Genomic DNA, 19,964 nt, shown 5'->3' with positions numbered 1-19,964 from the left:
CCGTGCGACTGTTCCTGTCCAGCTACCGCTTCGGCGCCCACCAGAACCGCCTGCTCGGCCTGGTCGGCGCGCCCGGCCGGGTGGCCGTCATCGCGAATGCCTGCGATGCCTGGCCCTCGGCCTGGCAGGGTGCGGTCACCAGCGACCTGGTTCCGCTGCGCCGCTTGGGTTTCGAGCCCGAGGTCCTCGACCTGCGCGAGTATGTGGGCCGTCCGGAAGAGGTCGAGCAGCGGCTGCGGGACTACCCGATGGTGTGGGTGCGCGGCGGCAACACCTTCGTCCTGCGGGCCCAATTCGCCCGCAGCGGAGCCGATCTCGCGCTGCTGAAGCTCCTCGCCGAGGATGCCCTGGTCTACGCGGGCTACAGCGCGGGAGCCTGTGTCATGACTCCCGACCTGCACGGCATCGAGGACATGGACGACCCGAACGAGGTCCGCACCGCCTGCGGCGTCGAACCGCGCTGGGACGGCCTCGGTCTGGTCGACCGCCGCATCGTCCCGCACCTGGACTCGCCCACCGATCCGGACGGCCTGTCCCGAAAACTGGTGCGCGAGTACGTCGCCGCGGGCATTCCGCACTGGGCGCTGACCGACGACCACGTCGTCGTGGTCGACGGCGACAGCACCGAGGTCCTGACATAGAAAAAGCCCACGCACGCCGGGTGGCGTGCGTGGGCCTTTCTGCCCGACAGTTGGTCAGTTCCCCTTGTGGCGGATGCCGTGGCCGAGAGCGACCGCCGCCGCGCCGAACGCGCCGATGGCCAGGGTCGCGAAGCTGGCGACATACGCACCCTCGGTCGGCGGCGTCACATGCGGTGCGAGGTGCAGCACGTGCGCGGTGAGGATCGAGCCCGTGATCGCACCGGCGATCGAGCCGCCGGCGGTACGGACCAAAGAGTTGATGCCCGAGGCGATGCCGCTCTCGCTCATCGGCACGTGCTGCACGGCCAGGGTGCCGAGTGCCGCATAGCCGATGCCGAAACCGGTGCCCTGCAGCACGTTCGCGATGATCATGTCGTAGCCGTGCCCGTGCGAGAAGGCCAGCCAGCCCATGGACAGTCCGGCGAACACCGCTCCGATGGCGAGGGTGTAGGCGGGCCCGATCCTGGCCGAGATGCGTCCGGTGTTGAACGAGAAGAACGTCATCAGCGCCGCGCTCGGAATGCCGTAGAGGCCGACGTCGAGCACGCTGCCGGACAGGCCGTAGCCGAGCTTGTCTGCCGGGCTCTGAATGAAGTTGGAGACCAGCGAGAACGCGCCGAACATGGAGAAGCCGAGCAGCGCCGAGGCGATATTGGCCGACAGCGACTGCGGCCCGACCAGCAGCTGGAGACGCACCAGCGGCTGTTCGACCTTGAGTTCCACGAACACCCACACGGCGGCCAGCGCCGCGGCGGCCACGAACAGCGCGATGGTGGAGCCGGAGCCCCAGCCCCAGCGCGGGCCCTCGCTGATGCCGAGCAGCAGGCAGACGAGCAGCGCGGCGAGCAGGGCCGCGCCGATGTAGTCGGGCTTGCCGCCGTGGCGCACGCCATTGTTCTTGGCGCTCACCTGGATCAGCACGGTGGCGATCACGCCGAGGCCCGCGGTCAGCCAGAAGACCGGGTGCGGGTTGGTGGTGTGGTTGGCGATGATGCCGGTGGCGAGCAGGCCGACGGTCCCGCCGACGCCCATGGTGCCGGAGACGATGCCGATGGCGCCGACCAGTCGTTCGCGCGGGAAGGTGTCGCGGATGATGCCGATGGCGAGGGGGATCATGGCCGACGAGATGCCTTGCAGCGCACGGCCGATGATGTAGACGGGCAGCGTGGTGGCGAACGCGCACACGACCGAGCCCACGATGAGCACGCCCATGGTGACCATGACCATCGGCTTCTTGCCGTACATATCGCCGAAGCGCGAAAGCAACGGCGTGGCAACCGCGCCCGAGAGCAGGGCGGCGGTGAACAGCCAGGTGACGCCGGCGACGTCGGTGTTCAACTGCACGATGAAGCGCGGCAGCAGCGGAATCACGACGGTCTGCTGCAGCGATACGACCAGACCGGCCGCACACAGCGCGAGCAGGGTGAGGCCGAGATGGGCCTTCGAATGATCGTCGGGTTTGGTCCCGTCGACCTGACCGACAGCGGTCGTAGTCATGCGGCGATCCTTTGGTTTACTTACCAAAATTAAGTAAATGGGTTACGTAAGATAACCACATGCCGCGATCCGAAGCCACCACCGCCACTGAAGTTGACGCAGGTCACATCGTGGAACTGGAGCGTGCGCTGGCCCGCGTCGCCTATCTGCTGACCCGGGTCCGCCGCCACGACCAGGCCATGGTCCAGTGCGGTTTCAGCATGGACCGTGCCAGCGTGCCGCTGCTGCGACTGCTCGCCGACGCCGACGAGCCGATGCGACTGGGGGAGTTGGCCACTCGCCTCGATGTGGAGGCGCCGCACGTGAGCCGCCAGATCCAGCGGCTGGAGAAGGCGGGCTATGTGGAGCGTGTCGCCGACCCAGGCGACCGTCGCGCCCAACTGGTTCGGCCCACCGCCTCGGGTCGCAGCGCCGTCGAGGCCATCCGCCAGGTCATGCGCGGCTGGATGAGAGACGCCCTCGCCGAGTGGGACACCGAAGACCTCGAGGCATTGGCCCGCCTCAACCACCGCATGGTCGATGACTTCCTCGACCACGCCGAGGTCATCGGGGACTACGGTGCCACCGCCAGGGAACGGCCCAGCCGCAGCGCCTGACCGGCCGTCGGCCGAGTGCGAGCCGATCCGCCATCCCGCGCCGGAATGGCGGGATCGTTTGCGGCACAGCGCCGACGAACTCAACGGCCGGACGGGTGCGCCGGGCTCGATGCGGCAACGGCCCGAGCACCCCACGCGCACGCCAGCATCGCCAGCAGCGGCACCACCATCGCGACGGTGAGCGGCATGAGTTTGCTCAGCCAGCCGATGATCGCCGGTCCGGCCAGCAGGCCGACATATCCGAGTCCGAAAACCCGCGACATATCCGTGGCGGAGGTCTTCGAGCCCATGTTCCCCGCCGCCGTGAACACCTGCGGCACACCCCCGGCCAGCCCGACCCCGCACAGCGTCCAACCCAGCAGGGTGAGCGGCAGCCAACCCGACACGATGACGAGCCCGAACCCGATGGCCGCCAGCACCGTTCCCCACCGCACGATCGCCACCCGCCCGAAACGCGCGCTCACCCGGTCGGCCCCGAACCGGCCGAGCGTCATCGTCAGCGAGAACCCCGTGAACGCCAGCGCCGCCGTCCCCGCCTCCACCGCCAACCGCCCCTTCACCTGCAGCGCACTCCAATCCGCCGCCACCCCCTCCGCCATCAACAGCGCGAACGCGATCAACCCCAGCGCCAGCACCTTCCGCCCGATTCGTCCCGCGTCACCGACGCGAGCCGAGGTCGAACCGGCGGTCGCCACCGGATCCCCGACGGTGCCCGGCTGATCACCGCCGTTCCGGGTCGCGGGGCGGTTCGTGGTGTCGCGCCATGCCGTCGGACCGGCCTCAGCCGATTCGGAGGTGAGCGCCCTGCCCAGGACGGGCTCCGCGCCGGGCACGGGGCTGCCCTCGGTCGGCGTCGCGGCCCCTGAGGGCGCTGGAAGATGCTGGGCTGTACCGGGATCGGCGTCGATCGCAGCGCTGCCGAACACAGATTCATGATTCGGTCGCGGGTCCGATCGGTCATCCGCGGCCGCAGCGTCGGGGCAGCGGCCGTGGACGGCGGTGGCTTCGGCGCTCGGTGCGGACGGGTTCGGGACCGAGTGCGCGCGGGTCTCGGAGTGGGGGAGGAGTTTCGGAATCGCGGCGGCGACCGTGGCGAGGCCGAAGGCGCTCGACAGGGCGAAGGTGGCATGCACCGGCCAGTGGGCGTGCTGGGTGGCTGCGCCGAAGGCGGAGCCGAGGAAGCCGCCGCAGGAGAAGAAGGCGTGGAAGGCGGACATGATGGGGCGGGGGTAGGCGCGTTCGATGTGGACGGCCTGGGCGTTCATGGAGACGTCGATCGCGCCGTTGCCGAAACCGAAGGCGGACAGGGCCAATCCGAGGGTGACGGGGGAGTCGGCGTAGGCGGGGCCGAGCAGAGCCAGGGAGAGGAGGGTGGCGGCGAGGGCGGTGAGGGTGCGGCTGCCGAAGCGGTCGGCCAGGGGCCCGGCGGCCTGCATGCCGAGGATGGCGCAGGCCGCCATGAGCAGGATCAGCATGCCCAGGGTGGCGGGTGCGACGCCGGTGCGCGCGGTGACGGCGGGAATGTGCACGATCCAGACGGCCGAGAGCATCCCGTTGAGCCCGAACACCGCGAACAGTGCCAGGCGCGCCTTCCGGATCCGGGGAGCGGGCGTCGTAGCGGCCATCGATACGACGCTACCGGGTGCACCCGGCAACTCCCCGTCCTGCACCCTTCGCGGCTGCGCTGACGTTCCGGGCCGTGGATCCGAATCTTTTGCGGTACAACCTGATTGATACCCATTTTAGGCGCGGGCACCGACAGGTTACGCGTCCGCCGTGACCGACCACACACCGGAATCCGCCATGTCGCGCGCGTACTCCGCGAAGTCGCGGGGCTCGCGTCCGAGGGCCCGGCGCACCCCGTCGGCGAGGTCCGAGTTGCGCCCGTCGAGCACGGTCCCGAACAGGTAGTCGAGCAGGCTGATCTCGTCGGCGGGCACCCCGTAGGAGGTCAGCGCGGCCACGAAATCGGTTCGGGTGAGCGGGATGAAGGCGATCTCCCGCCCGGACGCCGCCGCGATCTCGGCCACCGCCTCGGCGAAGGTGAGCGAGCGCGGACCGGTCAGTTCGTAGATTTCCCCGGCATGCCGATCGTCGAGCAGTGCCGCCACCGCCACCTCGGCGATATCGTCCGCGTGCACGAACGGCTCCGGCACCTCCCCGGCGGGCAGGGCCACCTCACCGGCCAGGATGAAATCGGTGAAAGCGCCCTCGCTGAAGTTCTGGTCGAACCACGCGCACCGCACGACGGTCCAGCTCAGCCCCGAATCCCGCACGATCGCTTCACATTCCAGCGCCTCGGGCTCGCCGCGCCCGGACAGCAGTACGAGCTTGCGCACGCCCGCGGCCGCGGCCGCGACGCACAGCGCCTTGATATCGGCGGGCGCGCCGGGCACCGCCAGATCGGGCTGATAGGCCACGTACACGGCGTCCGCGCCGGCCAGCGCGGCGGCCCAGGTGCCCCGGTCGGTCCAGTCGAACGGGATTGCGGCCGAGCGCGAACCGGACCGCACCGGCACCCCGCGCGCGCTCAGCAGGGCGGCCACCCGGCGTCCGGTCTTCCCGGTCGCGCCGAGCACGAGAACGGTGTTTTCGCTGTTGGGAGTGTGTTCGATGATCATGTATCGAGTACACCGGGATGTCGCGAGCGCGAACATGGTTGAGAAGCGCGTACGCATTTGCCATCGTCTTTGTCATGGATGCGTTGGCCAGCCTGCTCGAAGGACCACGCGCGCGAGCGGCGTTCGTCATGCGCTCGTCGTTCGACCCGCCCTGGTCCCTGCACATTCGCGACGAAGCGCCGCTGACCCTGGTGGCGATGGTGCGCGGCGGCGGGTGGGTGATGCCGGACCCCAAGGGCGGCAAGCCGGTGCCACCGCGGCAGCTGCGCACCGGCGATATCGCGATCTTCCGGGGACCCGATCACTACACCGTCGCCGACGATCCGGGCACCGAGCCGCAGGTGCTGATCGAACCCGGCAATGTCACCACCACCATGGACGGCGAAGTGCTGTGCGAGACACTGAGTCTGGGCGTGCGCAGCTGGGGCACCAGCGCCGACGCCCAGACCGTGATGGTCACCGGCACCTATGAACACGAATCCGCCGCCAGCCGCCGCCTGCTGCGCGCCCTGCCGCCGGTCGCGGTGCTCAGCCGCGGCGAAATCGATTCCCGCGTACTGGATCTGCTGGTCGACGAGTCCGCCAAGGACCTGCCCGCCCAGGGCGCCATGCTGGACCGACTATTGGACCTGCTGCTCATCGCCGCCCTGCGCGCCTGGTTCTCCCGCGCCGACGCCCCCGCCTGGTATCACGCCTACGGCGATCCGCTGGTCGGCAAGGCCCTGCGTCTCATGCAGCACAATCCCGCCCACCCGTGGACGGTCGCCTCGCTGGCCGCCGAGGTCGGCGTCTCCCGTGCCGCCCTGGCCCGCCGCTTCACCGAACTGGTCGGCGAACCGCCCATGGCCTTCCTCACCGATTGGCGGCTGGCCCTGGCCGCCGATCTGCTGCACGAATCCGACGCCACCCTGGAATCCATTGCCCGCCGGGTCGGCTACGGCAGCGCCTTCGCCCTGTCCACCGCCTTCAAACGCCACTACGGCCTCAGCCCCCGGGACCACCGCGCCACCCCTGACGAACGCTCCGCCTGAGTACCGCTGAGCCCTCGGTGTGGAGCAGCTAAGGTTCAACCTCGGTGTCCCGCCACTCGAAGGTTCGCGGCCGTCTCGATTCTGGACTGCGGCTCGATAGCCCTCCGCCTTGGAGCGGGGGAGCGGCGGGAGGGAAGAATCGAGACTTCGGGGCCGCGAACCCGCCCCGGAGCGAAGCGGAGGGCAAAATGACGGAGGCATACCCGGTGCTCTGGCCCGTGCCGACGCGCTGGGCGGACAACGACCACTACGGGCACGTGAACAACGTGACGTACTACTCGTACTTCGACACGGCCGTGAACGCGTGGCTGATTCACGCGACCGGCACGGATATCCGGGACCTACCGGCGATCGGCATCGTCGCGGAGACCTCCTGCAAGTTTCAGGACTCGCTGAGCTTCCCGGACCTGCTGCGGGTCGGCATCCGTATCGCTCGCCTGGGCAACTCCAGCATCAGCTACGAGCTGGCCATCTTCCGCGACAACGGCGACAGCCTCTCGCTGGCCGCCACCGGCACTTTCGTGCACGTCTATGTGGACGAGGTGACGCGCAAGCCGGTGCCGATCCCGGAGGTCATCCGCGCGGCCGCCGAACCTCTGGTCGTCACCGCGGCCGCTGCCGAGGGCTGATTCGAACCGCGAGCTAGACCCGGCCGAGCAGGGTGAGCGGATCCTCCAGCAGCGCGGCCACGCTCGCCAGGAACCGCGAACCCTGCTCACCGTCGATCATGCGGTGATCGAAGCTCAGCCCCAGGGTGGTCACCCACCGCACGGCCAGTTCGTCGCGGTGCACCCACGGGCGCTTGCGGATCGAGCCCAGGCACAGGATGGCACCCTCGCCCGGATTCACCAGCGGCACACCGGTATCCACGCCGAACACGCCGACATTGGTAATGGTGAAGGTACCCCCGGTGAGGTCGGCCGGCGTGGCGGTGCCCGCGCGCGCCTTGCCCGCCACCCCGGCGATCTCCAGGCACAGATCGCGCAGCGTGAACCCCTGTGCGTCCTTCAGATTCGGCACCAGCAGCCCGCGCTCGGTCGCCACCGCGAAGCCGAGATTCACGTAGTGCTTGGTGATGATCTCCTGATTCGCCTCGTCCCAGCAGGAATTGATCCCCGGGAAGTCGGTGAGCGCGGCCAGCGCGGCCCGCGCGACCAGCGCCAGCGGGGTCAGGGTCAGCCCGGTGAAGCTGGGTGTGGCCCGCAGATGCTCGAGCAGTTCCATGGACGCGGTGAAATCCGTGGTCACGAAGGTGCTCGCCTGCGGAATGTGCTGGGCGCTGGCCACCATGGCCGCGGCCGTGCGCTTGCGGATTCCGGTGATGGGCGTGCGGGTCTCGCGTTCGGCGGGGGCGATACGCTGCCCGCTCCCGTGCATCGGCGGCACCTCGGGCGCGGGTAGCGCCGACAGGGTGGCGGGCGGCGGGGTGTGGATCGGAATATGCCCGGCGCCAAGGGATTCCGGCCGCATGCCGTGCAGGTCCTCCACCGTGACCGCGCCCTGGGGCCCGGTGCCGATGACGGCGGCCAGGTCGATCCCGATCTCCCGGGCCAGCTTCCGTGCGGCCGGGGTGGCGGCCGGTCGGCCCGCCGGAGCGGAACTCCCGAGCCCCTCCGGCCCGTCCGAGCCCATGGCGCGCGGGCCGGAATTGGCCGCTGCGTCAGCCGTTTTCGCGGCCGCCCGGCCGGCCCGCCGCGACACCGGCTCGCTGTCGGGTCCGTAGCCGACCAGCACCGACTGCCGTTCGGCGGGCGCGTCCGCGGCGGCGGCCGTGCCCACCCGGATCAACGGCGCGCCCACCGGCACGGTGTCGCCCGGCTCGGCCAGCAGTTCCAGCACCGTGCCCGCGTACGGGCTCGGCAGGGCCACCTGCGCCTTCGCGGTTTCGACCTCGGCGATGACCTGATTCAATTCCACCGTGTCGCCGACCGCGACCGCCCACGACACCAATTCCGCATCCGCCAATCCCTCGCCGAGATCGGGCAAACGGAATTCCTGGACCTGCTGTTGATCATCCACCGGGCTTTCCTCCGTGTAACGGTTCAAGCTGCGAGAGTGCGATCGACCGCGTCGAGAATGCGATCGGGGTCGGGCAGGTGATGCCGCTCGAGTTTAGCCGGGGGATAGGGGACGTCGAAGCCACCGACGCGCAATACCGGCGATTCCAATTGGTAGAAGCAGCGTTCGGTGATGCGCGCCGCGATTTCCGCTCCCAGCCCGGCGAATACGGGGGCCTCGTGCACCACGATCAGCCGGCCGGTCTTCCGCACCGAGGTCTCGATGGTGTCGAAGTCGATGGGGGAGAGGCTGCGCAGATCGATCACCTCGATCGAATGTCCTTCCGACGCCGCGATATCGGCGGCGGTCAGCGCGGTGGCCACGGTGCCGCCGTAGGCGACGATGGTGGCGTCCTCGCCGCTGGCGCACACCCTCGCCTGGTCCAGGGGCAGGCCGCCGTCCCGGTCCAGCCGGTCGAAATCGACCTCGGTCTTGTCCCAGTATCGCCGTTTCGGCTCGAAGAAGATCACCGGATCGTCGAGCGCGACGGCCTGCCGGATCATCAGATAGGCGTCGGCCGGATTGCTCGGCGACACCACCCGCAGACCCGCGGTGTGCGCGAAATACGCCTCCGGGGATTCCGAGTGATGCTCCACCGAACCGATGCCGCCGCCGAAGGGAATGCGAATGGTGATGGGCGCGACCACCTTTCCGCCCGTGCGGAAGTGGATTTTCGCGACCTGCGAGACAATCTGGTCGAAAGCCGGATAGACGAACCCGTCGAACTGGATTTCACAGACCGGCCGCAGTCCCCGCAATGCCATTCCGAAAGCCGTTCCGACGATTCCGGATTCGGCCAGCGGGGTATCGATGACGCGGTTGTTGCCGAAATCCTTCTGCAGCGTGTCGGTGACCCGGAAGACTCCGCCGAGGCGGCCGATGTCCTCGCCCATGAGCACGACCTTCGGATCGTCCTCCAGGGCGCGGCGCAGTCCGTGGTTGATCGCTCCCGCGAAGGTGGTCTTCATCGCCCGGCTCCCTCCAGGTAGGCGGCGTAGTCGCGGCGTTCCTCCGCGATCAGCCGATGCGGGGTGGCGTACACGTGCTCGAAGAGCGCCATCGGCTCCGGATCGGGCATGGTGAGGGTGGCGGCGCGCAGCCGGGCCGCGACATCCGCCGCGCGCTCGCCGACCTCGTTCTCGAAGGCGCTGTCCCACAGGTCTTCCCGTTCCAGCAGCCGTCGCAGGCGGTCTATCGGGTCGCGGTGCCGCCAGAGCTCGAGTTCCGCGTCGGTGCGGTAGCGGGTGGGGTCGTCGGCAGTGGTGTGCGGGCCCATCCGATAGGTGATGGCCTCGATGAAACTCGGTCCGGCCCCGGATCGGGCGTGCTGCAGCGCCTGCCGGGTCACGGCCAGCACGGCGAGGGCGTCGTTGCCGTCGACCTGGACGCCGGGAATGCCGTACCCGAGCGCACGGCGGGCGATGGGGGTGGCGCTCTGCACTCGCACGGGTTCGCTGATGGCCCACTGGTTGTTCTGGCAGAAGAACACGACCGGCGCGGACCAGCTCGCCGCGAATCCGAGCGCCTCGGCGATATCGCCCTGGCTGGTCGCGCCGTCGCCGAAGTACGCGATGGTGGCGATCTCCGCGCCCTCGAGGTGGGCCGCGTAGGCGTATCCGGTGGCGTGCAGGCCCTGCGAGCCGACCACGATATTGGGGTTGGTCATCTTGACCGCATCGGCGTCCCAGCACGAGTGGGCGACGCCGCGCCAGAGCCGGGTCATGTCCTCGGGTGCGACGCCGCGGCAGAGGGCGACCCCCGCCTCGCGGTAACTGGCGAACACGTAGTCGTCGGGTTGCAGGGCGTGGGCCGAACCGATCTGGGCGGCCTCCTGGCCGAGCAGGGGAGGCCAGAGTCCGAGCTGGCCCTGGCGTTGCAGGGCGGTGGCCTCGGTGTCGATGCGCCGGGCCACGACCATGTCGGAGTACATGGCGCGCAGGCGATCACCGTCGACATCGGCGACGAGGGGGGCGTGGACGCGGTCGTGTACGCGATGGCCGTCGGGCTGTACGAGCTGCACCGGATAGGTGTTCTTCTCGGGCATGGATATCGCCTCCTACACCGTCATCGCTCGGGGATTGTGTCCTATGAGCAATCGATGTGTGTCCTGTACCACTCAGCTTCCTCCGGCTGGCTATCTGCGCAAGTGAGGCGCGCCGAACTGTGCAGAATGCTCGGTCGGGAGGCCCGTTTTTGGTACATACTGATCTCATGAGCAGCAGGGAGCCCATTTCTGCCCCGCTGGATGCCACCGATGCCCGGCTGTTGCTGGAGCTGGTGGCCAATCCCCGAGCAACCGGTGTCGAACTGGCCGCGCGGCTGGGCCTGTCGCGCAATACCGTGCAGGCCAGGCTGGCTCGCTGGGAGGCCAACGGGGTGCTGGCCAGCTTCGAGCGCCGCGTCGATCCGCGCGCGCTCGGCTACCCGTTGGCAGCCTTGGTGGCGGTGGTCGTCGATCAACATCGGCTCGACCCGGTGGTGGCCGAGCTCGCCGAGATCCCGGAGGTCACCGAGGTCTGCGGCATATCCGGGGCCACCGATCTGACCGTGCGGGTGGTCGCCACCGATGCGGAGGATCTCTATCGCCTGACCGGCCGCATCCTGAAGATCCCGGGTGTGGAGCGCACCAATATGGCGCTGGTCATGCAGTCGCTCGTGGGTCCGCGCATCACGCCGCTGCTGGATCGGCTCGCCGCGGTGAACGGGGTGGCGACCCGGCCGGTGCAGGATTCCGACCGGATCTGACGCCTGCCGTCGAATTTCAGTCCAGTTTCGCGGGATTGGCCGCTGACCACGGGGCGACTGGCCCGCGACGATGACTCGATGAGCACCAGCGTCACCGGCACCCCGGCGGTCGAGAGCCCGCGCGCGACCGGCCTCGGTCAACCCATCGGGGCCGGGATCGTCACCGCCCTGGTCGGATTCACCAGTTCGTTCGCGGTGGTGCTGACCGGACTGACCGCCATGGGAGCCAGTTCGGCGCAGGCCGCATCCGGATTGCTGGCGGTCTGCGTCACCCAGGCGATCGGCATGATGGTGCTGAGCCGACGGTATCGAATGCCCATCACACTGGCCTGGTCCACGCCCGGCGCGGCCTTGCTGGCCAGTACCGGGGCGGTCTCCGGCGGCTGGGCAGCGGCCGTCGGCGCGTTCGCGGTGGCGGGCGCGCTCATCGTGCTGACCGGATTCTGGCAGCGGCTCGGCGCGCTGATCGCGGCCATCCCGGTGGAGATCGCCCAGGCCATGCTGGCGGGGGTGCTGCTGCCGATCTGCATCGCGCCGGTGAAGGCGCTGCCGGTGAGCCCGGCCGTGGTGGTGCCGGTCATCGCCACCTGGCTGGTGCTGCAGCGTTTCGCGCCGCGCTGGTCGGTGCTGGCCGCCTTCGCGGTGGCGGCGGTCGGCGCGGGCATCGACATCGCCGTGACGCATCGCCGCCTCGACGTGTCCGCCATGGTGCCGCGCGTGGAATGGACTGTGCCGCACTGGAGTTGGCAGGCCATGATCGGTGTCGCGATCCCGCTCTACATCGTCACCATGGCCGCCCAGAACATTCCGGGCACGGCCGTGATGAAGACCTTCGACTATCAGGTGCCCTGGCGCGCCGCCATGACCGTGACCGGCATCGGCACCATGCTCGGCGCACCCGCGGGCGGTCACGCCATCAACCTGGCGGCCATCAGCGCCGCCCTCTCCGCGGCCCCGTCCGCCCATCCCGACCCGAAACGGCGTTGGATCGCGGCCTTCACGGCGGGCTGCTCGTACCTGGTTCTCGCCCTGGCCTCGGGCGCGCTGGTGATGCTGGTGGCCGCCGCCCCGAAGGGTGTGCTGGAAACCGTTGCCGGACTTGCCCTCATCGCCACCTTGGCCGGATCCCTCACCGCCGCGCTGACCCCGGCCACCCACCGCTCCGCCGCCGCGCTCACCTTCCTGGTCGCCGCCTCCGGCATCTCGCTGCTCGGCGTCGGCGCGGCATTCTGGGCGCTGACCGCGGGACTCATCGTCCGCTGGTTCCTGCCTCCGGCCGCGGCGTAGCACCGTCCGCGGCGGGAGCGTCGTGCGCAACCACCCGGTCGTCCCGGCGAGTTCGCAGCCGGGATGCGGTGAGCCGGAGCGGGTTCCGGCCGGAGGGCAGGGTGGGGCCTCGCTACGGGCGGGTGCTTGCGGCGCTGCGACGGCCGGGTGGCTGCGGGCGCGTGGCGGGGCTGGCTAGGGTGAAGGGGTTCGGTCTCGAGGCGTGGTGATTCGGCGAGGAGGAGTTGGCTTGAGTTCGGTGCTGATTTCGGTTGCGGAGCTTCAGAACCTGCTGGATTCGGGCGGGAACCGGGTGCGGCTGCTGGATGTGCGATGGTCGCTCGGGGATCCCGATGGGCCGCAGCACTATCTGGACGGGCACATTCCGGGTGCGGTGTTCGTCGACATGGAGACCGAGCTGGCCGCTCCCGCCTCCGCGGCCCGGGGTCGGCATCCGCTGCCGGAGTTGGCGCATCTGCAGAAGTGCGCGCGCAGCTGGGGCGTCTCCGATGGCGACACCGTGGTGGCCTACGACGCGACCGGTGGGCTGGCCGCCGCGCGAGCCTGGTGGCTGCTGCGCTGGGGCGGCGTCGCCGACGTCCGGATTCTCGACGGCGGGCTGCCCGCGTGGGAAAAGGCCGGGGGCAAGGTGGTTTCCGGTGAGGAGCCGGACCCGGAGCCTGGCACCGTCGTCCTCACCCCGGGCAATATGCCGACCATCGACGCCGACGGCGCGGCCGGCTGGCAGGGCCTGCTGCTGGACGCCCGGGCGGGCGAGCGCTACCGCGGCGAGACCGAGCCCATCGACCCGCGCGCGGGCCACATCCCGGGCGCGGTGAGCGCGCCGACGGCCGAAAACCTCACCACCACTGGTGTTTTCAAGTCGCTCGACGAATTGCGTTCCCGCTTCGAGGGTTTGGGCTCCGGTTCGGTCGCGGTGTACTGCGGTTCCGGTGTGACGGCGGCCCATCAGGTGGCGGCGCTCGCGGTGGCGGGCATCGACGCCGCGCTCTACCCCGGCTCGTGGTCGCAGTGGTCCAACGACCCCAAGCGCCCCGCCGCCACCGGGGCCGAACCGGCCTGATCAGTCGGGCTTGACGGCGGTGAGAATGCCGGTCGCGAAGGGGCCCGTGCGGAATTCGATTGCGGTGAAACCGATTTCCGCGAGGGCCTCGCGATAACGGCGGATGTCCACCGCCGAGAGTCCGTCCTGCTCATGGCTGTGCCCCGCGCCGCCGTGCCCGTGGCCGCCCTCGCGATGTGCGGCCACCGCGGCCATGGCGCGAACGGCCAGCCCGCGCAGACCTCCGGACGGATGGGTGTCGGCGAGCAGTAGCCGGCCGCCCGGGCGCAGGACGCGGAAGATGGCCGCCAGTGCGGTCTTTCGCTCGGGTTCGGCGATGTGGTGCATGGCGAAGGTCGAAGTGACCACGTCGAAGGAGGCGTTAGGGTAGGGCAGCGACTGGGCCGCGCCCACTTCGAACGCGCAGTTCGCCACGGCGTGCTCGGTGGCGTACGCGATCATCTGCCGGGATGGGTCGACACCGATCGCGCGCCCCTGCGGTCCGGCCTGGCGGGCCAGCTCATTGGCGAGTCGGCCCGGCCCGCACCCGACATCGAGGGCGTGGTCGCCCGGACGGATTCCACTGGTGGTGGCGAAGTGGCGGGTCAGACTGCCCGCCCGGCCCATCAGATAGACATCGGTGAGCAGTTTGTAGCGGCGCGGCCAGTTGATCAGAGCCCCGACGGATCGGGATTCGATATCGGACACTTGCTCGTTCTGGGTCATGTGACCAATCATTCAAGGATGAGAAACTCCAGGCCACCGGCAAATTCCGGAGATGTGTACGTTTCCGGACACCCGCCGGAATTCCGTCCGGAAACGGGCCCGGGGGCCGTCCTCGACCGCCGCGTGCGACGAACCCGGATGGCGCTGCACCGCTCGCTCATCGAGCTCATGCAGCAGCAGCCGTACGAGCGGATCACGGTGCGGGACATCATCGATCGCGCCGATATCGGCCGCTCCACCTTCTACGCGCACTACCGTGACAAGGACGATCTGCTGCTGGTCAGCTGTATCGAGCATGTGCGCGGCGAGATCGCGGCGCAGCTGGCCCGCTACGACGGCGACCCGCCGGCGCTCGCGCCGATCGAGATCCTCATCCGGCTGCTCGACGCGCACCCGGACGTCTATCGGCCGCTGGTCGGCCCGCGGGCGAACACCATTGTGCTGCGCTCGATTCGGCAGATGTACGCCGAACTGCTTGCCGAACACCTCGGCGATCGTCTCGGCCCCGACCCTGCCGCCGCCATCACTTTTCTGTCCTGGGGGCTGTACGGATTGCTCGAATCGGTCATGGATCCGCGCCAGGATGTCACCGCGGAGCAGGCGTACCGCCACTTCGCACGGCTATGGGCAGCCTCGGGCAACTCGCCGGAGGGCGTCCCGGTCGGCGCTGGTGACCGGTAGCGCGTACCGGTTCGCGGCCATCAGATACTTGCCCGCGTAGAAGCAGCGGCTCGCCCGCGCGGGCGGCAACCAGTCGCCGGGCGTGCGATCGCCCTTGTCCTCGTTGGTCTTTCCGTCGACCGCCAGCAGGTTGTAGTCGACATCGTTGGCGAACCGCACCCGCTGCGGCATCGGCCACCCGGCCGCGCCCATGTCCCAGGCGGCGGCCAGCGGATACACGTGATCGATCTGCACGGCCTTGGCATCGGCCCGCGCGAAGGTGATGCGCTGCCCGGTGTACGGGTCGTTCAGCGCTCCCGACACGACCACGCACGTGTCCCCGGGCCGGAACACCGCCCGGGTGAGTTGCCTGGCCAGCACGGTATTGCGGCTGTCGCACCCGTCGTGCCCGCCCGGCCCGTCGTGATCATCGGTCCAGGCGGGCCCGAAAACGCAGCCCTGACCACCCCCGCAACCGCGCTCGTAGCCACCCGGTCTGGGGCGTTCGGCCACCACCCGCACCCCGGCCAGCAACCGTTCGAGCTGAACGCGGGTAGGACTGCCCGGCGCCGGTGTCACCTGCCCGATGGACTCGCACCCCATGGCCGCGAGCAGGAGGACGACAATGCCGAGCAGCAGGAAGGTTCCGCCCTTGAAGCGCACGGTATTACGTGTACCGCGCGATCCGCTCGGAATGGGCCGTCACGCGAACTTCGCACCCTCGGACCAGGGTGCGAAGTTCGCGACGGGCGCCTGGCTACAGCCAGGCGTGGGCGAGGATGTCGTCGGCCGCCGTCTCCGACAATTGAGGCGGAAAGCGCATGGAAGCAATGGAATCCACGTGCGCGCCGTCGTGCCCGATGAGCCATGAGCCGCCGCGCTCTTCACATTCGGAGATCTTGGCGAAAACAGTGAGCAGGAAAGTGATGGAGTCGCGTGGATCCGCGGTGCGCGCGAGCCGCTGCGACTCGCCCGGCCGGGAAAGATCCAGCCACACCCCGGATTGCCCGTCCAGGCGCATCCCCACGATCTTGGACGTGTCCACGAAGGTGAATTTCCGTCGTTCCCACGGAGTTGTGGGCGTGAAGCTCTGCTCGAGCACTTGGAGCAGAATCGTCATCTTCACGGCCTCCCTACGGTCTCGAAAGGTCCACGGCCCCGGATTGAGTCGCGGATGGATTGTCGGGTGCGCCCCGCATGCTGCTGCCCGGGCACGACTACGTTGTGCACTGGACACAGCCGATACCGACCTGTGCGGTGACCTGCGGATTTATCCAGTATGTTCCGTATCCGGACAGAAATAAAGGGGTACCTGACTCTCGGGTAGTGCGGGGTTGTCGGACCGGGCTGGTTGGATGGTCGGATGCTGCACGGACTGTGGTCGCCGGGGTCCGGGTTGGTGCTCTGGCACGATCCGGACGATGCCGTCGCGGCCATCGCCGCCTCGAGCGTGCCCGAACCGCTGGGGCCGATCGTGCAGGGCGCGAAGTGGCGGCACAAGGCTCAGGTGCTGCTGCCGGGGGCCTACGGTCCGGAGAAGACGCAGGTCCGGGCGCATGCGCTGGCTCCGGAGACGGCCGCGCGGGTGTTGCTCCAGGAGCTGCCGAAGCCGGGGGTCGCGGGGGATCTGCGGTTCCTGGGGCACGTGGCGCGCGGGGTGGACCGCTGGGTGCGGGCCGGGCGGATCGTGCCGGAGGTGTGGCGCGACGACGGGCAGTGGTGGACGCGGTGGCGGCTGCTCGGCGGGCAGCGACAGCGGGCCTGGCTGGCGGAATTGGCGGTGGCCATGCCCGCGGCGCTGCAGGTGTCCGGGCGGCCGGGAGAACTGCTGGAGAACCTGATCTCGGAGATCACCGATCCGATCGCGCGCATGCGCGTACCCGCCCGGGCCGAGGACGAAACCGGATCGCATCCGCTGCTGACCGCGCTGCTCGACGCGACCGCGCTGGAGGTCGGGTCGCATCGGGTGGCGGCGGTGCTCGAGGACTGGCGGACCAGCCTGACCGCGGACGAGCCCGAACTGGTGCTGCGGCTGCTGGAACCCGACGGGGAGGAGCCGGGCGAACTGTGGCGGCTCGAGGTCTGCCTGCGCACCGAAGGCGAAGCGCCGCAACCGGTTCTGTTACCGGGAGATCCGCAGCTCATGCGGATCGCGGGGGAGAAGCTGGCGGCGGCCAAGCAGGCGTATCCGCGACTGCGGGATCTGCCGGGCGACACCCGCAGCATGGATCTGTTCCTGCCCACCGAGGTGGTGATGGATCTGGTCGCGCACGGGGCCAACGCGCTGCGGTCGGTCGGCGTGAAGCTCATGCTGCCGCGGGCCTGGCGGATCGCCGCGCCGGCCATGAAGCTGCAGGTGCAGAGCCCGGCCGCGACCGAAACCGCGGTAGGGCTCAAGGGATTGGTGTCCTTCCGATGGGAGCTGGCGCTGGGCGACACCGTGCTCACGCCCGCGGAGATGTCGCGGCTGGTGGACTCGAAATCGGATCTGGTGCGACTGCGCGGGGAGTGGGTGCAGGCCGATCACCGCATGCTGGCCGCCGCGGCCGACTACGTCTCGGGCCGCACCGACGAGACCGAGACCACGATCGGCGGCCTGTTCGCCGAGCTGTCGGCGCATCCGGTGATCGGGGTGCCGCTGGAGGAGGTCAGCGCGACCGGGTGGGCCGCAGAGCTTTTCGACGGTGAGCGTGCCGTCGAACCGGTGCCGGATCCGGTCGGGCTGAAGGCGCAATTGCGGCCGTATCAGCAGCGCGGGCTGACCTGGCTGGCCACCATGAGCCGGTTGGGGTGCGGCGCGATCCTGGCCGACGACATGGGGCTGGGCAAGACGGTTCAGGTGCTGGCGTTGCTGGTGCACGAGCGTGAGAAGGCCGCCGCGGCGGGGGAATCCGAACTGATCGCACCGACCCTGCTGGTGTGCCCGATGTCGGTGGTGGGCAACTGGCAGCGGGAAGCCGAGCGGTTCGCGCCGGATCTGCGAGTGCTGGTGCATCATGGGGCAGGACGGCGATCCGGCGCGGAATTCGATGCGGCGGTGGCGAATTCGGATCTGGTGATCACCACCTACGCCCTGCTGGCCCGCGATGTCGAGGAGCTGAAGCGTCAGGAGTGGCAGCGGGTGGCGCTGGACGAGGCGCAGCACATCAAGAACGCGGGCACCCGGCAGGCGCGCGCGGCGCGGCTGGTGCCCGCGCGACATCGATTGGCGCTCACCGGAACTCCGGTGGAGAACCGACTGGAAGAACTGCGCTCGATCCTGGATTTCGCCAACCCCAAGCTGCTGGGGAAGGCTTCGGAGTTCCATTCTCGGTTCGCGGTGCCGATCGAGCGTGAGCACGACGAGAACGCGGTGACCCGGCTGCGGGCCATCACCTCGCCGTTCGTGCTGCGCCGCGTGAAGACCGATCCCGCGGTCATCTCCGATCTGCCCGAGAAGATCGAGATGACGGTGCGCGCCAACCTCACCGTGGAGCAGGCGGCGCTGTATCAGGCCGTGCTGGACGACATGTCGGCCAAGCTGAAGGCCGCCAAGGGGATGGAGCGCAAGGGTGCGGTGCTGGCCGCGCTGACCCGGCTCAAGCAGGTGTGCAATCACCCCGCGCACTTCCTCAACGACGGCTCGGCGGTGCTGCGCCGCGGCCACCATCGCTCCGGGAAGCTGGGCCTGGTGGAGGACATCCTGGAGTCGGTCATCGCCGACGGCGAGCGGGCCCTGCTCTTCACCCAGTTCGCCGAGTTCGGGAACCTGGTGGCCCCCTACCTGTCCGAACGGTTCGGCAGCGAGGTGCCGTTCCTGCACGGCGGGGTCACCAAGCAGCGCCGCGACGACATGGTCATCCGCTTCCAGGAGGAGGACGGGCCGCCGCTGATGCTGCTGTCCCTCAAGGCCGGTGGCACCGGCTTGAATCTGACCGCCGCCAATCACGTTGTGCACCTGGATCGCTGGTGGAATCCGGCGGTGGAGAACCAGGCCACCGACCGCGCCTTCCGCATCGGCCAGCGCCGCGATGTCCAGGTCCGCAAGCTGGTCTGCGTCGACACCATCGAGGAGCGCGTGGACGACATGCTGAAGGGCAAGAGCAAGCTCGCCGATCTGACCGTCGGCACCGGCGAGAACTGGATCACCGAACTCGGCGACGAGGAACTGCGCGAACTCTTCGCGCTCGGGGCGGAGGCCGTCGGTGAATAGCCATGGTTACCAGGCGGGACGGGGCGACCAGCGCACCGGTGGGACCGCGACGATTTCCGACCGGCGGCGCGGCGGCACGAGGCGGGAGGCGTCCCGGTGAACACCTACATCGATTTCAGCGAATTCGGTGAGCGGCGGCCGGTGCGGGGCGGGGTGCGGGCGCGCAGTCAGCGCGGTGCCGCGTTCGCCCGAACCTGGTGGGGCCGAGCCTTTCTGGAGGCCGTCGAGCATGTCGCCGATGCCGGGCGGCTGTCCCGCGGCCGCTCTTACGCCCGTACCGGCCAGGTGGTGAACTACCGCCTCGAGCCGGGAGTGGTGAGCGCGGAAGTCCAAGGCAGTCAGCCGCGCCCGTTCATTTCCGTCTTCACTATGCGCCAGCTGCGCGATGACCGCCTGGACGAACTGGTCACCCTGGTCCGTACCACACCGGGCATGCTCGGGGAGATCGCGGCGGGTACCCTGCCCCAGGCCCTCGGTCCGCTGTTGCTGCCCACCACCGTGCGGGAACTCGACTTCTCCTGCAGCTGCCCCGATTCCGGGTGGCCCTGCAAACACGTGGCCGCCGTCTGCTACGTCATCGCCGAACGTCTCGACGAACGCCCCAACGACCTGCTCACCCTGCGCGGCGTCGAACTCGACGACCTCATCGGCAGCGTCCAGCGGGAAACCGCGGCAACGGATTCCACTGACCTCTACGGCGACGACCTCGCCCTGCCCAAGCTCCCGAAGCCCGACTTCCACCCTGCCCCCGACGATCTCGACGCCGTCCTGCTGCGCCAGGCCCTGCGCATGACGGCCGAGGACGAGCAGCAGGTGGCGGCGGGCCTGCGGGGCCTGCGCGCCCTCTACCGCTCCCTCGACTCCTGAC

At 69.5% G+C, this 19,964-nt stretch carries 19 protein-coding genes; 10 read left to right on the top strand and 9 right to left on the bottom strand.

Annotated features, from left to right (window positions below):
* Positions 1–2 precede the first annotated feature (2 nt).
* The gene (locus GPX89_RS15790; protein WP_328601880.1) at positions 3–641 is read left to right on the top strand and encodes a Type 1 glutamine amidotransferase-like domain-containing protein; all 639 of its coding nucleotides are present in this window, start codon (positions 3–5) and stop codon (positions 639–641) included.
* A 54-nt stretch (positions 642–695) separates the two neighbouring features.
* On the opposite strand, the gene GPX89_RS15785 is transcribed toward GPX89_RS15790, so the two are convergent.
* The gene (locus GPX89_RS15785; RefSeq protein WP_157388353.1) at positions 696–2,138 is read right to left on the bottom strand and encodes an MFS transporter; all 1,443 of its coding nucleotides are present in this window, start codon (positions 2,136–2,138) and stop codon (positions 696–698) included.
* 59 nt (positions 2,139–2,197) lie between these two features.
* Here GPX89_RS15785 and GPX89_RS15780 point away from each other — a divergent pair, with 59 nt between their 5' ends.
* Entirely contained in the window at positions 2,198–2,734 is a 537-nt protein-coding gene (locus tag GPX89_RS15780) for a MarR family winged helix-turn-helix transcriptional regulator (protein WP_157388352.1), read from the top strand.
* An 80-nt stretch (positions 2,735–2,814) separates the two neighbouring features.
* Here GPX89_RS15780 and GPX89_RS44605 read toward each other — a convergent pair whose 3' ends face one another.
* On the bottom strand, positions 2,815–4,359 hold the full coding sequence (locus GPX89_RS44605) for an MFS transporter (RefSeq protein WP_235947441.1): 1,545 nt from the start codon (positions 4,357–4,359) through the stop codon (positions 2,815–2,817).
* 138 nt (positions 4,360–4,497) lie between these two features.
* Complete coding sequence (locus GPX89_RS15770) at positions 4,498–5,355, bottom strand: NAD(P)H-binding protein (protein ID WP_157388351.1); 858 nt, start codon at positions 5,353–5,355, stop codon at positions 4,498–4,500.
* 74 nt (positions 5,356–5,429) lie between these two features.
* On the opposite strand from GPX89_RS15770, the gene GPX89_RS15765 reads away from it, so the two are divergent.
* Entirely contained in the window at positions 5,430–6,386 is a 957-nt protein-coding gene (locus tag GPX89_RS15765; RefSeq protein ID WP_157388350.1) for an AraC family transcriptional regulator, read from the top strand.
* A 188-nt stretch (positions 6,387–6,574) separates the two neighbouring features.
* A complete protein-coding gene (locus GPX89_RS15760) occupies positions 6,575–7,015 on the top strand; it encodes an acyl-CoA thioesterase (protein WP_157388349.1) in 441 nt (146 codons plus the stop codon).
* Between the two features lie 13 nt (positions 7,016–7,028).
* On the opposite strand, the gene GPX89_RS15755 is transcribed toward GPX89_RS15760, so the two are convergent.
* From GPX89_RS15755 to pdhA, 3 genes are read right to left on the bottom strand one after another with little or no spacing between them, the layout of a single operon-like run.
* The gene (locus tag GPX89_RS15755) at positions 7,029–8,405 is read right to left on the bottom strand and encodes a dihydrolipoamide acetyltransferase family protein (RefSeq protein WP_328601879.1); all 1,377 of its coding nucleotides are present in this window, start codon (positions 8,403–8,405) and stop codon (positions 7,029–7,031) included.
* 23 nt (positions 8,406–8,428) lie between these two features.
* On the bottom strand, positions 8,429–9,412 hold the full coding sequence (locus GPX89_RS15750; protein WP_157388347.1) for an alpha-ketoacid dehydrogenase subunit beta: 984 nt from the start codon (positions 9,410–9,412) through the stop codon (positions 8,429–8,431).
* Positions 9,409–10,488 (bottom strand): pyruvate dehydrogenase (acetyl-transferring) E1 component subunit alpha, encoded by a 1,080-nt coding sequence (gene pdhA, locus GPX89_RS15745; RefSeq protein WP_157388346.1) that lies wholly within the window; start codon positions 10,486–10,488, stop codon positions 9,409–9,411. The genes GPX89_RS15750 and pdhA overlap by 4 nt, the downstream gene beginning before the upstream one ends.
* Before the next feature lie 167 nt (positions 10,489–10,655).
* Between pdhA and GPX89_RS15740 the strand changes: the two genes are divergently transcribed.
* The 3 genes from GPX89_RS15740 (at position 10,656) to GPX89_RS15730 (ending at position 13,539) form a co-directional block, all read left to right on the top strand.
* On the top strand, positions 10,656–11,189 hold the full coding sequence (locus GPX89_RS15740; protein WP_157388345.1) for an Lrp/AsnC family transcriptional regulator: 534 nt from the start codon (positions 10,656–10,658) through the stop codon (positions 11,187–11,189).
* Between the two features lie 78 nt (positions 11,190–11,267).
* Positions 11,268–12,476: a benzoate/H(+) symporter BenE family transporter gene (locus tag GPX89_RS15735; protein ID WP_157388344.1), complete on the top strand. Its 1,209-nt coding sequence runs from the start codon at positions 11,268–11,270 to the stop codon at positions 12,474–12,476.
* A 229-nt stretch (positions 12,477–12,705) separates the two neighbouring features.
* A complete protein-coding gene (locus tag GPX89_RS15730; RefSeq protein ID WP_157388343.1) occupies positions 12,706–13,539 on the top strand; it encodes a sulfurtransferase in 834 nt (277 codons plus the stop codon).
* Here GPX89_RS15730 and GPX89_RS15725 read toward each other — a convergent pair whose 3' ends face one another.
* The gene (locus GPX89_RS15725) at positions 13,540–14,244 is read right to left on the bottom strand and encodes a methyltransferase domain-containing protein (RefSeq protein WP_157388342.1); all 705 of its coding nucleotides are present in this window, start codon (positions 14,242–14,244) and stop codon (positions 13,540–13,542) included.
* Between the two features lie 138 nt (positions 14,245–14,382).
* Here GPX89_RS15725 and GPX89_RS15720 point away from each other — a divergent pair, with 138 nt between their 5' ends.
* Complete coding sequence (locus tag GPX89_RS15720) at positions 14,383–14,925, top strand: TetR/AcrR family transcriptional regulator (protein ID WP_235947440.1); 543 nt, start codon at positions 14,383–14,385, stop codon at positions 14,923–14,925.
* Here the strand turns inward: GPX89_RS15720 and GPX89_RS15715 are convergent.
* Together GPX89_RS15715 and GPX89_RS15710 are read right to left on the bottom strand one after the other, a co-directional pair.
* Complete coding sequence (locus tag GPX89_RS15715) at positions 14,866–15,507, bottom strand: HNH endonuclease family protein (RefSeq protein ID WP_157389073.1); 642 nt, start codon at positions 15,505–15,507, stop codon at positions 14,866–14,868. The genes GPX89_RS15720 and GPX89_RS15715 overlap by 60 nt on opposite strands.
* A 154-nt stretch (positions 15,508–15,661) precedes the next feature.
* Entirely contained in the window at positions 15,662–16,024 is a 363-nt protein-coding gene (locus GPX89_RS15710) for a hypothetical protein (RefSeq protein WP_157388340.1), read from the bottom strand.
* 243 nt (positions 16,025–16,267) lie between these two features.
* Between GPX89_RS15710 and GPX89_RS15705 the strand changes: the two genes are divergently transcribed.
* Both GPX89_RS15705 and GPX89_RS15700 read left to right on the top strand, forming a co-directional pair.
* Positions 16,268–19,096, top strand: a complete 2,829-nt coding sequence (locus tag GPX89_RS15705) for a DEAD/DEAH box helicase (RefSeq protein WP_157388339.1) — start codon at positions 16,268–16,270, stop codon at positions 19,094–19,096.
* Between the two features lie 96 nt (positions 19,097–19,192).
* Positions 19,193–19,963, top strand: coding sequence for an SWIM zinc finger family protein (locus GPX89_RS15700; RefSeq protein WP_328601878.1), 771 nt, complete (start codon positions 19,193–19,195; stop codon positions 19,961–19,963).
* Position 19,964 lies beyond the last annotated feature (1 nt).

This window comes from Nocardia terrae (genome assembly GCF_009760405.1).
Classification (GTDB): Bacteria; Actinomycetota; Actinomycetes; order Mycobacteriales; family Mycobacteriaceae; genus Nocardia; species Nocardia terrae.
Note: the sequence above shows the minus strand (reverse complement) of the source record. Positions and strands in the feature narration are given on the sequence as shown.